This window comes from Stenotrophomonas sp. FR012, from assembly GCF_047520565.2.
GTDB lineage: Bacteria > Pseudomonadota > Gammaproteobacteria > Xanthomonadales > Xanthomonadaceae > Stenotrophomonas > Stenotrophomonas sepilia.
In genome coordinates this window covers 297,355-309,755 of record NZ_JAXBQL020000006.1, presented here as the reverse complement: position 1 = coordinate 309,755, position 12,401 = coordinate 297,355, and the positions used below count along the sequence as shown (strand labels likewise).

The 12,401-nt window shown below is 67.5% G+C and carries 14 protein-coding genes and 2 tRNA genes; 8 read left to right on the top strand and 8 right to left on the bottom strand.

The annotated features are described in order from the left end of the window. Positions 1-97: 97 nt before the first annotated feature. A tRNA-Gln gene (locus ACM0O9_RS12860) sits at positions 98-172 on the bottom strand. 55 nt (positions 173-227) lie between these two features. Beyond that, positions 228-304, bottom strand: a tRNA-Met gene (locus tag ACM0O9_RS12855). Positions 305-425: 121 nt separating this feature from the next. Here ACM0O9_RS12855 and ACM0O9_RS12850 point away from each other — a divergent pair. The 3 genes from ACM0O9_RS12850 to bfr all read left to right on the top strand — a co-directional run bounded on the left by ACM0O9_RS12850 (position 426) and on the right by bfr (position 2,074). Then, positions 426-1,049: an RNA pyrophosphohydrolase gene (locus tag ACM0O9_RS12850; RefSeq protein ID WP_005419809.1), complete on the top strand. Its 624-nt coding sequence runs from the start codon at positions 426-428 to the stop codon at positions 1,047-1,049. A gap of 202 nt (positions 1,050-1,251) precedes the next feature. After that, a complete protein-coding gene (locus ACM0O9_RS12845) occupies positions 1,252-1,461 on the top strand; it encodes a (2Fe-2S)-binding protein (protein ID WP_065178881.1) in 210 nt (69 codons plus the stop codon). Between the two features lie 142 nt (positions 1,462-1,603). Then, positions 1,604-2,074, top strand: a complete 471-nt coding sequence (gene bfr, locus ACM0O9_RS12840; protein ID WP_005419804.1) for a bacterioferritin — start codon at positions 1,604-1,606, stop codon at positions 2,072-2,074. Position 2,075: 1 nt separating this feature from the next. On the opposite strand, the gene ACM0O9_RS12835 is transcribed toward bfr, so the two are convergent. Genes ACM0O9_RS12835 through ACM0O9_RS12825 form a run of 3 tightly spaced genes read right to left on the bottom strand, consistent with a single transcriptional unit; the run spans position 2,076 to position 6,863 of the window. Further along, complete coding sequence (locus ACM0O9_RS12835) at positions 2,076-4,310, bottom strand: ATP-binding protein (protein ID WP_414603692.1); 2,235 nt, start codon at positions 4,308-4,310, stop codon at positions 2,076-2,078. 1 nt (position 4,311) lies between these two features. After that, positions 4,312-6,201, bottom strand: coding sequence for an EAL domain-containing protein (locus ACM0O9_RS12830; protein WP_032954585.1), 1,890 nt, complete (start codon positions 6,199-6,201; stop codon positions 4,312-4,314). A gap of 44 nt (positions 6,202-6,245) precedes the next feature. Further along, positions 6,246-6,863: a DUF4126 domain-containing protein gene (locus tag ACM0O9_RS12825; protein ID WP_005419792.1), complete on the bottom strand. Its 618-nt coding sequence runs from the start codon at positions 6,861-6,863 to the stop codon at positions 6,246-6,248. A 179-nt stretch (positions 6,864-7,042) separates the two neighbouring features. Between ACM0O9_RS12825 and ACM0O9_RS12820 the strand changes: the two genes are divergently transcribed. The 5 genes from ACM0O9_RS12820 (at position 7,043) to ampE (ending at position 10,738) form a co-directional block, all read left to right on the top strand. Next, complete coding sequence (locus tag ACM0O9_RS12820) at positions 7,043-7,786, top strand: DUF6776 family protein (protein WP_005419791.1); 744 nt, start codon at positions 7,043-7,045, stop codon at positions 7,784-7,786. Positions 7,787-7,790: 4 nt separating this feature from the next. Further along, positions 7,791-8,255, top strand: a complete 465-nt coding sequence (locus ACM0O9_RS12815; RefSeq protein ID WP_053497672.1) for a bactofilin family protein — start codon at positions 7,791-7,793, stop codon at positions 8,253-8,255. A 31-nt stretch (positions 8,256-8,286) separates the two neighbouring features. Further along, positions 8,287-8,679: an iron-sulfur cluster insertion protein ErpA gene (gene erpA, locus ACM0O9_RS12810; protein WP_005419789.1), complete on the top strand. Its 393-nt coding sequence runs from the start codon at positions 8,287-8,289 to the stop codon at positions 8,677-8,679. 119 nt (positions 8,680-8,798) lie between these two features. Beyond that, positions 8,799-9,704, top strand: coding sequence for an NAD(+) diphosphatase (gene nudC, locus ACM0O9_RS12805; protein WP_065178883.1), 906 nt, complete (start codon positions 8,799-8,801; stop codon positions 9,702-9,704). A 146-nt stretch (positions 9,705-9,850) separates the two neighbouring features. After that, positions 9,851-10,738: a regulatory signaling modulator protein AmpE gene (gene ampE / locus ACM0O9_RS12800; protein ID WP_072168916.1), complete on the top strand. Its 888-nt coding sequence runs from the start codon at positions 9,851-9,853 to the stop codon at positions 10,736-10,738. 577 nt (positions 10,739-11,315) lie between these two features. On the opposite strand, the gene ACM0O9_RS12795 is transcribed toward ampE, so the two are convergent. Genes ACM0O9_RS12795 through ACM0O9_RS12785 form a run of 3 tightly spaced genes read right to left on the bottom strand, consistent with a single transcriptional unit; the run spans position 11,316 to position 12,385 of the window. Next, positions 11,316-11,741, bottom strand: a complete 426-nt coding sequence (locus ACM0O9_RS12795) for a DUF2752 domain-containing protein (RefSeq protein WP_095378401.1) — start codon at positions 11,739-11,741, stop codon at positions 11,316-11,318. 43 nt (positions 11,742-11,784) lie between these two features. Further along, on the bottom strand, positions 11,785-12,063 hold the full coding sequence (locus ACM0O9_RS12790) for a CD225/dispanin family protein (RefSeq protein ID WP_005419785.1): 279 nt from the start codon (positions 12,061-12,063) through the stop codon (positions 11,785-11,787). A 34-nt stretch (positions 12,064-12,097) separates the two neighbouring features. Next, positions 12,098-12,385, bottom strand: coding sequence for a CD225/dispanin family protein (locus ACM0O9_RS12785; protein ID WP_005419784.1), 288 nt, complete (start codon positions 12,383-12,385; stop codon positions 12,098-12,100). Positions 12,386-12,401: the final 16 nt, after the last annotated feature.

Below are 12,401 nucleotides of genomic sequence, written 5' to 3'. Positions count from 1 at the left end.
GGGGGCGCGCGCCGACAGGCGCAGGGATCAGGTGGAATGCGCGACCAAATTAAAAGCAAAAGGCCAGATCTTTCGATCTGGCCTTTTGCTTTTAATTTGGCTGCCCCGGATGGATTCGAACCACCGAATGCCTGAGTCAGAGTCAGGTGCCTTACCGCTTGGCGACGGGGCAAAACGTGCAACTATTTTCTCACTTTTCACACTGAAAAACAACTTGATTTTCAGTGTGGTGGCTATGGGTGGACTCGAACCACCGACCCCAGCATTATGAGTGCTGTGCTCTAACCGGCTGAGCTACATAGCCTTGGTGAGCCCGCTATTCTGCGGATGTGTATCGGCCCTGTCAACACTTTTGTGCCGTGCTTGTGGGCCGACAGAGGGCATGGGATAGTCCCGACCAGTAGATTTTCTTAGGAGTCCGCATCGTGATCGATCCGGACGGCTATCGACCGAACGTCGGCATCGTGCTGATGCGGCAGGACGGCCAGGTGTTCTGGGCACGACGCGTGCGCCGGGACGGCTGGCAGTTCCCGCAGGGTGGCATGAACACCGACGAGACGCCTGTCGAGGCCATGTATCGTGAACTGCAGGAAGAGACCGGCCTGCTGCCTGAGCACGTGGAAGTGCTCGGGGCGACGCCCGGCTGGCTGCGCTACAAGCTTCCGGCGCGGGCCATCCGCCGCAATGAACGGCAGGTCTGCATCGGGCAGAAGCAGGTCTGGTTCCTGCTGCGCCTGACCGGCGATGAATCGCATGTGCAGCTGGACCATACCGACTCGCCCGAGTTCGACCACTGGCGGTGGGTGGACTTCTGGTACCCGGTGGAGCACGTGGTGATGTTCAAGCGTGGCGTCTATGCGCGCGCGCTGCGACACCTGGCGCCGTTGGCGCGTGGGGTGGCCGGGCAGGGCGTCAGCGCCATGCCCAAGAGTGCCGCCGAGGCCTGGATGCCGGGCCACGCGGCCGGCCATGACAGGCCCCGGAAGCGCACGCCCAAGCGCGGCGGCTACTGGCCGCGCAAGGCCAAGGGGGAGTCCGGGGCGGTTTGAATGGGAGGCCACGCAGGCTGCGGGCCGATCCGTCACAACGCGTCCCCGCCGGCTGTTTCCAGCAGGACCGGGCTGTCCGGCGGGCCGGCCAATCCGACTGTGAACGGTATCGAGAATGGTTCAGGTCTCTGATTGACAACCATTCTCGTTTCCATTGGAATAGGCAACAGGCCGCTTCTGGCCTGCCAGCCCGGTTCCCCCTGTGTACGTCTGCATCTGCAACGGAGTCACCGACCACCAGATCCGCGAAGCCGCCCACCATGGTGTCAGCACGGTGGCCGAACTGACCATGCGTACCGGTTGCGGTGCCACCTGCGGTTCCTGCCTGGACATGGCCGGCGACCTGCTGGCCAAGGCACGCGCGACGCACGATCTGCCGCTGCCGGTATTGGGCCTGGCCCAGGTTGCCTGATCGTTTCCTCGCGGCCTGTTGACGCCGCGCTTTCGCGTCCTTCACCTGCAACCGCGCAGGCCAATGCGCACGATTCGCGTTCCTTCACCACCGCACGCAAGGCGTTACAGTGCCTGCGTTTTCAGCGTGCAGGAGCATCCCCATGAAGGGCGACACCAAGGTCATCGAATTCCTCAACAAGGTCCTCTACAACGAGCTGACCGCGATCAACCAGTACTTCCTGCACGCCAAGATGCTGAAGAACTGGGGCATCAAGGAACTGGCCGAACACGAGTACAAGGAATCGATCGACGAGATGAAGCATGCCGACATGCTCGCCGACCGCATCCTGTTCCTCGAAGGCCTGCCGAACTTCCAGGCGCTCGGGAAGCTGCGCATCGGCGAGAACCCGACTGAAATCCTGCAGTGCGACCTGTCGCTGGAACGCGATGGCGTGGTCACCCTGCGCGAGGCGGTGGCCTATTCCGATTCGGTTGGCGACTATGTCAGCCGCCAGCTGTTCGTGAAGATCCTCGACTCGGAGGAAGAGCACATCGACTGGCTGGAAACCCAGCTCGACCTGATCGAGCGCATCGGCGAGCCGAAGTACCTGCTGAGCAAGCTGGAAGAGTGAATCAGCGGTCCTGGCCGGCGCGATGCTGTGCCAGGTAGCCCGTCAGTGCAACGCGCGCCCGGGCGAATTCCGCAACCAGCAGCGCCACCGCGACTGCGGGGCGCTGCAGGCTGCCACTACGGGCCTCGTGCTCGATCCGCTGCGCGATCGCCGACAGCGACAATGCCCCCACGTTCGCGCTTGATGATTTCAGGCTGTGCGCGACGGCCTGCATGCGCGGTTCATCGCTGTTCCGCGCGGCCAGCTGCAACTGCTGCACCATCGCCGGCGCATCTTCAAGAAATACCGTGACGATCTGGGTGGCAGCATCGCCGATCACCGCGTGCAGTTCATCCAGTACATCGCGGTCGAGCACCGGTTGTGCTGCTGGCGCCACCTGCTTTTCCGGATTCGGTAGAGCCGAGCCATGCTCGGCTGATGGCGTGCGACTGCAATTGGCCGTCAGCCGAGCATGGCCCGGCTCTACAGAAGGCCGTGCAGGTGCTGCGGCTTTACCGCCACCCCAGCGCTGCAGCAGCGCATGCAGCGTGGCGCGTGCGATCGGCTTGGACAGGTAATCGTCCATGCCAGCCTGCAGGCAGCGCTCGCGGTCGCCGGCCATCGCATTGGCGGTCATCGCGATGATCGGCAATCGCGCATGCCCGGTTTCCGCTTCTTCGGCGCGCCAGCGGCGCGTGGCGGCGTAGCCGTCCAGCACTGGCATCTGGCAATCCATCAGCACGATGTCCAGCCCGCCTTCGCGGAGGGCGGCCAGGGCCTGTTCGCCATCGGCGACGTTGCGCACCTCGCACTGGAACACCCGCAGCAGCTGCTCGGCCACCATCCTGTTCACCGTATTGTCCTCCACCACCAGCACGCGCAGATGCAGCGGCGGCAGCGTGGCAGCCGGTTGCTCGTGTTCCGCGCTGGCCAGCAGCGCAGCGGGGCGGGCAGAGGCGACCGGTGCTGCCAGCAGTGCATGCAGGGCGGCGTCGTCGAAGTGGGAGGGCAGCTGGCGCTGGCGGGGGCGTTGCGCAATCGCATCCTCCTGCAGCCACAGTACCTGCAGTGCATCGTCGTCGCCGCGTTCCCCCAGTGCGAGCTGCAGCGTGGCCTCGCCGTTGCGGCGTGCGCGCGCATCGACCAGCAGCCAGGCGGGTGCCGGTTTTCCGGGCCGCGCGGGAGCGCGCAGGCGCTCGACCACGCTGTCCAGTTGCGCCAGCACCTCCACCTGCAGTCCATGGTGGGCAGCGATGCGCTCGATGCGTGCCTGCAGCGTTGCATCGGCACTGAACAGCAGCAGCGGTGCCGGCGCGCGCGTCATCGCCGGCAGGTCGCCAGGAACCTTCAGCAGCGGGATCTCGAACCAGAACGTAGCACCCTGGCCGGGCGTGGACTGCACACCAATACGCCCATGCATCAGGTCGATGATGCGTTTGCAGATGGCCAGGCCCAGGCCGGTGCCGCCGTAGATGCGCGTGGTGGATGCGTCGGCCTGGCTGAAAGACTGGAACAGGCGTGCCTGCAGCGCGTCGTCGATGCCGATGCCGGTATCGATGATCTCGAAGCGCAGCTGGTGCTGCGCGGCACCTTCGCCCAGGCGCAGCACGCGCAGCTGCACCTGGCCGCGGGCGGTGAACTTGATCGCATTGGCCAGCAGGTTGCTCAGCACCTGGCGCAGGCGCACCGGGTCGCCGCGCACCGGCAGGCGCACCGATGGATCCAGCTGCAGGCCCAGTGCCAGGCCCTTGGCGTCGGCGGCGCGCTGCATCAGCTGCACCACGCCATCGAGCAGATCGCGCAGGTTGAAGCTGGTGATTTCCAGCTCCAGCGCCTGTGCTTCCAGCCGGGAGTAGTCGAGGATGTCGTCGACGATGCGCAGCAGCTGCTGCGAGCTGGCCGAGGCGGTGGCCAGCATCTGCCGCTGGTCCTCGCTCAGTGGCCCGCGTGCGATCAGCTCCAGCATCGGCAGGATGCCATTGAGCGGGGTGCGGATCTCATGGCTCATCGTGGCCAGGAACTCGCCCTTGGCCAGCACGGCCGCCTCGGCGGCCTGCTTGGCCTGCAGCAGCTGTTGTTCCAGCTGGCCCTGGCGTTCAGTGGTATGGCGTAGCTGGTCCCGTTCAGCGGCCAGCGCTCCGTGCGTGCGCTGCAGCTGCGCCAGCGCACGGTCGCGCGCGCGAAGCCGCAGGCCCAGCACCATCAGCGCGATGGTGGCCGCGGCGAGGGCAACCAGCAGCACGCCCCACAGCGGCACGTCAGAGCACCGCGTTGTGGAAGTCGAAGTTCAGGTCGCTGCCGGCCGACTGCACCATGTTGCCCTGGATGTAGTCGACGCCGCCGACCCACATCGCCGCCGCAGCCTGCGGATCCTCGATCTGCTGGCCGATGATCTGCAGCCCGGCGGCATGGGCCTGATCGATCGCCTTGCGCAGCTCCTCGCGCGTGGCCGGATTGGCATGGCTGCTGGAAAAGCGCGCAGCCATGCGCACGAACGACAGCGGCAGCTGGTTCAGCAGGGCATCGGCCTCGCCGCTGGGTTCGAACTGGCTCAGGCAGAAGCGCACCCCGGCACTGGCCATGCGCTGGCAGAACTGCTGCAGCGGCACGGTGTGGATCAGTGCGTCCGGCAGGCGCACGTCGATCACCAGTGCACTGCCCGGCAGGTCGCGCTGCTGCAGTGATTCCAGCAGCCAGTCGGCGAAGGCGTCGCGCTGCAGGGTGCGCAGCGACTGCGAGACGAACAGGTTCAGTGGCTGCGTCGCGTGGCGGTACAGGTCCAGCAGCCCCAGCGCGTGATCCATCACCTGCTGGTCGAGATCGGCAATGCGGCCTGCGGCTTCCGCTGCCGGGATCACCTGCCCGGCCGCCAGCACGGTGCCGTCGGCCTGGCGAAGGCGCAGCAGCAACTGGTACTGCGCGGTGTTGCCGCCGGCAACAGCGACGATCGGCTGATAGGCCAGTTCCAGCTGTCCTTCCAGCAGCGCCAGGTGTTCCTGTTCGGTGACTGCCTGGCGGTGCACATGGCCGGCCACCCCGGCGCTGAGCAGGCGCGCCTGCAGGGTGGTGCGCTCGACGGCTTCCAACGCACTGTTGGCATCCTCGAAGCCCGGTGACAGCGGTGCATAGCCAACTACGCCGCGCAGGTGCACGGATTCGTCGTCGCGGATCACGAAGGCACGTGCCGACAGCTGCTCGCGCAGGCTGGCAGCGATGCTTTCAAGGGCGTCCTCGTCGGCGCTGCGGGCCAGCAGCAGGAAGCTGTTGTCGTTCAGGCGTGCCAGCAGGTGCGGATGGCCGGCTTCGGCCAGGCGCTGCCCGGCCTGCACCATCAGCCGTTCAAACGCGGCATAGCCATAGCGTTCGCGCAGGCCCAGCGCGCTGGCCACTTCGATGAAGAACACGCCGCCCTGATCGCGGTGGGCGAGTGCGGTGTTGAGCTGCTGCAGCACGTGGTGGCGCGTCGGCAGGCCGGTTTCCGGATTGCTGGTGGCCGGTGCGCCGGTGGCGCCGGGCAGGGTCGCGGCCTGGGCTCGTGCGCGGCGGATGCGGTTGGCCACCGCTGCGATCAGGTGGCGGGGCCGGATCGGTTTGCTCAGGTAGTCGTCCGCGCCGCTGTCGAGGACTTCGAACTGGCGCTCCGGATCCGGATCACCGCTGAGGAACACGATCGGAAGCAGCTGCAGGCCGGGCTGCTGGCGGATCAGCGCGGTCAGGCGCATGCCGTCCAGGCCGGGAAGGTGAAGATCCATCAGGATCAGGTCGGGGCGATGCTCCTTAATGGCCTGCAGCGCGGCATCGGCATCGTTGTGGACGATCGCCTGCATGCCGGCGCCGTGCAGCACGCTCTGCGCGAACAGGGCCTGCGCCCGATCGTCTTCAACGATCAGCACGCGGTAGGGCGAGTCCGATGGCGACGGGGCCAGATCGTTGTTGCCGGCGTCGGCCAGTGCGATCGGGCCGGGCAGCGGCGGCGGCGCGCTGTTGGCCGGCGTGGACGCATCGGCCGCGACAGGGGATGGGGTCGCCGCCATCGGTGGGTCCACGGCCGGAGGTGCCGTCTCGGGGGCCCAGCGTTGCCAATGGTCGGCCGGAGGGGTTTCAGCGCGTCCCGGGCGGGCGCCCGCGGGGGATTCGTTTGCGGCCATCGGTGCTCCTGGTGTTCGCGTCCATTATGCGACAAGCCCGGTGCTCAGCCGGTACCGGTGTGCCCTGGCGGTGCTGCCGATGCACCGCGCGCCAGCCAGCGCACGCCCTTCCACAGGGCGCGCCAGACCAGCCACACCAGCAGCGCACCGGCCAGGCTGCAGGCCAGTACCACGATCAGCGCGATCCACGGGTGTGCCAGGGCGAGGGCCAGGCCACCGATCACGACGGTGTCTTCGGCCGCAGAGGCGACCCAGTTGCTGGCCGGTTCCGGCGAGGTGTTGAGCAGGGCGCGGGTACCGGCCTTCAGGCCATGGCTGGCCAGGGCGACGCCGGCGCCGGCGGCGAGCGCACCGGTGCCCAGCTGGCCATCCGGCGACAGCGTGGCCGCCGCAAGGAATGCGCCGGCCGGTACGCGCGCGAGCGTCTGCACCAGGTCCCACACCGAATCCACGCCAGGGATCTTGTCGGCGAAGAATTCGGCCACCGCCAGCGCCGCCGAGGTGCCCAGCACCCACCAGGATTCGGTGGCCTGCAGGGCGGGGGGGAGGTCGACCCAGCCAAGCAGCCCGGCCAGGCCGACACCGAACACGGTGAGGTAGACGCGGATACCGGCCAGCCAGGCCAGCAGGATGCCGATCACGAACAGGTGGGCTTCGGTCATGGCGGTGCTCCGGCGACGGAACTGTGCAGGGGGCCACACTATCGACGATGGCGTGCCTGAACGCCACCGACCGTGGCCGGCCACTGCGCAGGAAACCCACCCGTCCTGTCATACACTAGCCCGTCGTTTGCCACAGGGGCCGTACCGGTGTCGCCCTTGCGATACCCCGGAAACCACCCATGACCAACCGTCCTCCCATGCGCGTGCAGGTCCGCCTGCCCGGCGCGCCGCAACCGCCTGCCGACCGTCGCCGCCTGCTGGTGATCGGCGGCATCTGGCTGCTCAGCCTGGTGCTGGCGGTGCTTGGCGGCTGCTGGATGGCCACCCCGCGCGATGCCCAGGGCCAGCGCCTGCAGGCCGCCGAAAAGCGTGCCGAGGCGCTGCAGGCACAGCTGACCGAGCTGCGCCAGAAGCAGGCCACGCTGGAAGCCTCTGACCGCATCAGCCGTGCCGCCAATACCGAGGTGCAGTCCTCGCTGGCAGAGCGCGATGAGGAAATCGCCGGGCTGCGCGCCGATGTTGCCTTCTATGAGCGGCTGGTCGGCTCGACCAGCCAGCGCAAGGGCCTGAACACCCATTCGATCGAGTTCAGCCCGGAAGCGGCCGGCACCTGGCAGTACACCGCCGTGCTGACCCAGAACCTCAACCGCGGGGCCATCAGCCAGGGGCAGATGCGCTTCACCGTGGAAGGCGTGAAGAACGGCAAGCTGGCCACGATCAGCTGGGATGATCTGCACCAGCGCAGCAAGGTGCCGGGACAGGACTACTCGTTCCGGTACTTCCAGCAGCTCACCGGCAGCGTGATGCTGCCGGCTGACTTCACCCCGCAACGCGTGCGGGTGACATTGGGGAGTGGTACGGGGGGTACCACCCAGGTATTCGACTGGAAACAGGCCGGTGCGCCGGCCAGCAAAGGGGAGTAGGCAGATGTTCGGAAGCAGCAAATCCAACCGTGAAGGCCAGCTGGTGGTGGATGCCCTGATCGGCAACCAGGTGGTGATCCGCGGGGATGTGGAATTCAGTGGTGGCCTGTATGTGGAAGGCCGCATCCACGGCAAGGTGATCGCCGCCGAAGGCGCCAGTGGTGCGACCCTGACGGTTGCCGAGCACGGCGTGATCGAAGGTGAGATCCGGGCCCAGGTGGTGGTCATCAGCGGCCGCCTGGACGGCGATGTACACGCCACCGAGAAGGTCGAGTTGACCCCGAGCGCACGGGTCAATGGCAACGTCCATTACCAGGTGGTGGAGATGAACGCGGGCGCGCAGCTGAACGGCCGCCTGATCCATGCCAGCGCCCCGATGGCAGCCTTGCCGGCGCCGGAAGGCGAAGACGCCCATGATGGCAAGGGCGATACCGCCGCGCGTCGCAAGCTGGCCGAGGCGATGGCTTGAAAGCCGTCGTCGGCACCCCCATGCTGGCAGCATGAGCACGCTAGTCTCCCTGCCCGGCGCCACCCCGGTTGCCGCGCCCGATTACCAATCGCTGGAGCGCCCGCTGAACTTCACCGAGTCGGCGGCCGCCAAGGTCAAATCCCTGATCCAGGAAGAGGGCAACCCCGACTTGGCCCTGCGTGTGTACATCGAGGGAGGCGGCTGTTCGGGCTTCCAGTACGGGTTCGAGTTCGACGAGAACCGTGCCGAGGATGACCTGGCGGTACAGACCAGCGGGGTGACCCTGCTGGTCGATCCGCTGAGCCTGCAGTACCTGATGGGCGCGGAGGTGGATTACACCGAGAGCCTGACCGGTGCCCAGTTCGTGATCCGCAACCCCAACGCAAAGACCACCTGCGGCTGCGGCAGCAGTTTCAGCATGTAACCAGGGCGCGGGACCTGTGTCCCGCGAGACAAGGTGTGTGGAGCAAGCTCCGGACCCACAGGCGGTTTCCGCAAAGCCTGCGGCTTGCCACCTGCATCGATTGGCGGCACGCTTGGCGGATGCCCAATACTCCTTCGCCGCTTTCCGGTTTCGCCTTCGTTGGCGAACCGTTGGAGCGCGCCGATGCCCTGCGCGAAGATGCTGATGCACTGGCGCGCCTGTGGCCGGGCGCGCGCATCCTCGTCCTCGATCACGATGGCAGCGCCTTCACCGGCGATGACGACCAGCCGCTGGCGCTGACCGGCGCCGACGTCGGCGGTGGCCCGGGCGCCGCAGTTTTCCTGGGGCTGCGCGGTGATCAGGCATGGTTCTCGGTTGAAGCCAGCAATGTCACCGTGAGCGCGCCACGCCGACTCGATCTGCGCCAGGCTGCGTTGTTGTGGCCGATGGCCGATGCCACCGCTTTCAGCTATGCCCGTGGCATGTCCTACTGGCACTCGCGCACCCGCTTCTGCGGCGTATGCGGCGGCGCGGTGGCGTTTGCCCGTGGCGGCTTCGTCGGCCGTTGTGCGCAGTGTTCCACCGAACACTATCCGCGCGTCGATCCGGCGGTGATCGTCGCCGTGGAAAACCAGGGCCGGCTGCTGCTTGGCCGGCAGTCGAACTGGGCCCCGCGCCGTTACTCGGTGCTGGCCGGCTTCGTCGAACCCGGCGAGACCTTCGAGCAGACCGTGGTGCGCGAAGTCCATGAGGAGAGCAAGGTGCGGGTGACCGCCTGCCAGTACCTCGGTTCGCAGCCGTGGCCGTTCCCCGGCGCGCTGATGGTCGGCTTCCGTGCACAGGCGCATGACGACCTGCCGACCGTGGATGGCGAGCTGGAAGACGCGCGCTGGTTCAGTGCCGACGAGGTCGGCGCCGCGTTGGCGCGCGATGTGGAGGACGACGGCCAGGGCATCCGCCTGTCGCCACCGATCTCGATTTCGCGGGGCCTGATCGAACACTGGTACCGCCAGCAGCGAGGCTGAGTCGGCGTTTCGGCCGGGCCGGTCGTGGCAGCTGTATTGCCGCCACCTGAACACGGCCCGGGTTACAGTCCGGTTCACCCGCGAGGGCACCGCTGCGACAGGTAAGGTAGCGGCGCCGAGCGTTCTGTTTCGTAGGGAGACCTGCCATGTTCACCACTCTGGCCGCCGTGCTGGTGGCGCTGGCCCTGGGCCACGTTGCCCCGGCCGCTGCCGCCTCGATGCGCCGTTTCGACGGCTTCCGGCGCTGGCTGGGCTGGCTGGACGCGCGTGGTGGCAAGGCCTGGCAGGGACCGGCTGGAGTGGCGCTGGCGCTGCTGCCGCCGCTGCTGCTGATGGGGCTGCTGGCGTGGCTGCTGCGCGGAGTGCTGTTCGGCCTGCCGTCGCTGCTGCTGGGTGTGGCCGTGCTGGCCTGGTGCTGGGGGCCGCGCGACCTGGATCGGGATATCGAAGCGATCATTGATGCGGACGACGCCGCGACGCGGCAGGCAGCCGTGCGCAACCTGCAGGCCGCCGGTGGCAGCCTGCGCGAAGACGTGCCGTCGCTGGTCGAGGCGACCGTGCTCAATGCGCTGCGTCGCTGGTTCGCGGTGCTGTTCTGGTTCCTGCTGCTGGGCCCGGCCGGTGCGCTGGGCTACCGCTTGCTGGCGTTGATGGCGGAAAGCCCGATGCGTGCACGCGTGCCGGTGGAGCCGCTGGCGCTGGCGCAGCGCCTGCTGGGCTGGATCGAGTGGCCGGTAGCGCAACTGATGGCGTTCTCGATGGCGCTGGTCGGCAACTTCGATACGGCGTGGAAGGCCTGGCGCCAGGCCCATGGCGAACGCCTGGTCGGCACCATCGGGTTCCTGGGCGCGGTGGCGCGGGCCAGCGTCAACGCCGAGCTGCGCGAGGACGCGCACGATTACACCGAGGCGGGGCTGTTGCCGGTGTGGCAGCGGCTGCCGGACCTGCGTGATGCGATGAGCCTGGTGTGGCGGATGCTGCTGCTGTGGCTGGCGATCCTCGCCCTGCTGGTGATTGCGGGCTGGGTGACGTAGTTGCTGTTGCAGGGCTTGTAGCCCTGCACCTGCAGAGGCAACAGCAACAGCGGCTCTGGGTTGCTGACGGTTGGGCGGGGCGGTGTGGGGCTGCAGGACACGCCGTAAACCCCCAAACCGGCCCAGCCGCTGGCGGCTGTGCGTTCGGGCGCTTGCGAAGCAGTGCTTCGCAAGCAAAGCGCCCTCACCCCTGGGGGCTCGATGGCGCCATCCATGGCGCCAACGGTCCTGCGGCCCCACACCGCCCCACCCCCGACAGTTTCGCGGTGACGGTGGGTCAACTGCGACTGCCGGTGGGTGTCGACCTTGGTCGACACGGTAGATCCACGCCATGCGTGGATGCAGAGCGAAGCGATCCGCTTCCGCTTTTGATCTTCTCTTTCTTTTCCGTGGTGGACGCACACGGAAACTGTCCGTGGCCGGGCGGGTGGGCTGCGCAGGGGCGTGAGCCGCATGGATGCGGCGACCGAGCTTACATGGACGTACTTGCAGCGCCCCCTGCGCAGTCCACCCGCCCGGCCAATCCCATGACCGACAAACGCCGCCCACCACGAGGGGCTGCGCCGTTGGCTGGAAACTAGACCGGTGCCAGCGCCGTGAACGGTGCCCACGGCAGGTTACGCAGCAGCGCATACCCAGGCAGTACCCAGAGCCAGAACGTGGGATTGGCCAGCACCCGCATCAGCGGGTCCAGCAGGCGCGGACGGATGCCGGCGATGTTCAGCAGCATCAGCAGCAGGAAGGGCAGGCTGATGACCAGCAGCGGGTTCATCGCCATCGCGCCGGGCAGGTCGAAATGGACCAGCGAATACAGGCAGCGGGTGCTGCCACAGCCCGGGCAGTACAGGCCGGTCAGCGCGTACAGCGGGCAGCTCGGCAAGGGATTGCCGGCGACATACGGATTGACGTTGCGCAGCACCAGCGCGGCACCGGCGGCCAGGCCGGTGGCGGCCAGCAGCGGTGCCCAGCGGGCCAGTCGGGATCGGGTGGGCAGTGCGGACATGCAGCAACGGATCCGGCGCAGGCGCCGGATCCGTCCACGCGGATCAGTAGCCGCTGTTGCTCATCGCACCCATGCCGCCGAGAGCGACGATCAGGATGCCGTACAGCACGCCGACCACGACGGCGGCAATGGCCGACCAGATGGCCCACTTCTTGGCCTTGGCCGAGGATTCCTGGGCACCGGCGATGTCGCCAGCGGCCAGCTTGCCGTTGACCTGGGCGGCGTAGACGATCGACACGATGCCGGCCGGCAGGCAGCAGAACAGGGTGCTCAGGATGGCCCAGACCAGATTGTTCGGGACCTGCGGAGTGGCGGTATTCACGGGTTCAAGCTCCTTGATGGGTGGTGGTGGTGAATCATTGGTCGGAAAGAGCGCCCAGTACGGCCAAGCCGCCGAACAGCCCGAACCACAACAGCAACAGGACCGGCAGGGCCACGGCCGAAGCCACCGCCCACCAGCCCGCCTTGCGCGACGCGCTGTAGGCCCCCGGCAGGTCGCCGGCCGCGCGGCGGCCATCGACCTGGGAGGCATAGACGATCGACACCACGCCCAACGGCAGGCAGCAGAACAGCGTCGTCAGGATCGCCCAGACCAGATGGTTGGGGATGTAGACCGGACGGCTGAGCGGTGGCGGTTGATTCAAAGCAAGACTCCATTCC

Coding starts and splice junctions, on each gene's coding strand:
- bfr (WP_005419804.1), top strand. CDS start 1,604: ATGAAGGGCGACACCAAGGTCATCGAATTCCTCAACAAGGTCCTCTAC.
- ACM0O9_RS12830 (WP_032954585.1), bottom strand. CDS start 6,201: ATGGCCGCAAACGAATCCCCCGCGGGCGCCCGCCCGGGACGCGCTGAA.
- ACM0O9_RS12825 (WP_005419792.1), bottom strand. CDS start 6,863: ATGACCGAAGCCCACCTGTTCGTGATCGGCATCCTGCTGGCCTGGCTG.
- ACM0O9_RS12820 (WP_005419791.1), top strand. CDS start 7,043: ATGACCAACCGTCCTCCCATGCGCGTGCAGGTCCGCCTGCCCGGCGCG.
- ACM0O9_RS12815 (WP_053497672.1), top strand. CDS start 7,791: ATGTTCGGAAGCAGCAAATCCAACCGTGAAGGCCAGCTGGTGGTGGAT.
- erpA (WP_005419789.1), top strand. CDS start 8,287: ATGAGCACGCTAGTCTCCCTGCCCGGCGCCACCCCGGTTGCCGCGCCC.
- nudC (WP_065178883.1), top strand. CDS start 8,799: ATGCCCAATACTCCTTCGCCGCTTTCCGGTTTCGCCTTCGTTGGCGAA.
- ampE (WP_072168916.1), top strand. CDS start 9,851: ATGTTCACCACTCTGGCCGCCGTGCTGGTGGCGCTGGCCCTGGGCCAC.
- ACM0O9_RS12795 (WP_095378401.1), bottom strand. CDS start 11,741: ATGTCCGCACTGCCCACCCGATCCCGACTGGCCCGCTGGGCACCGCTG.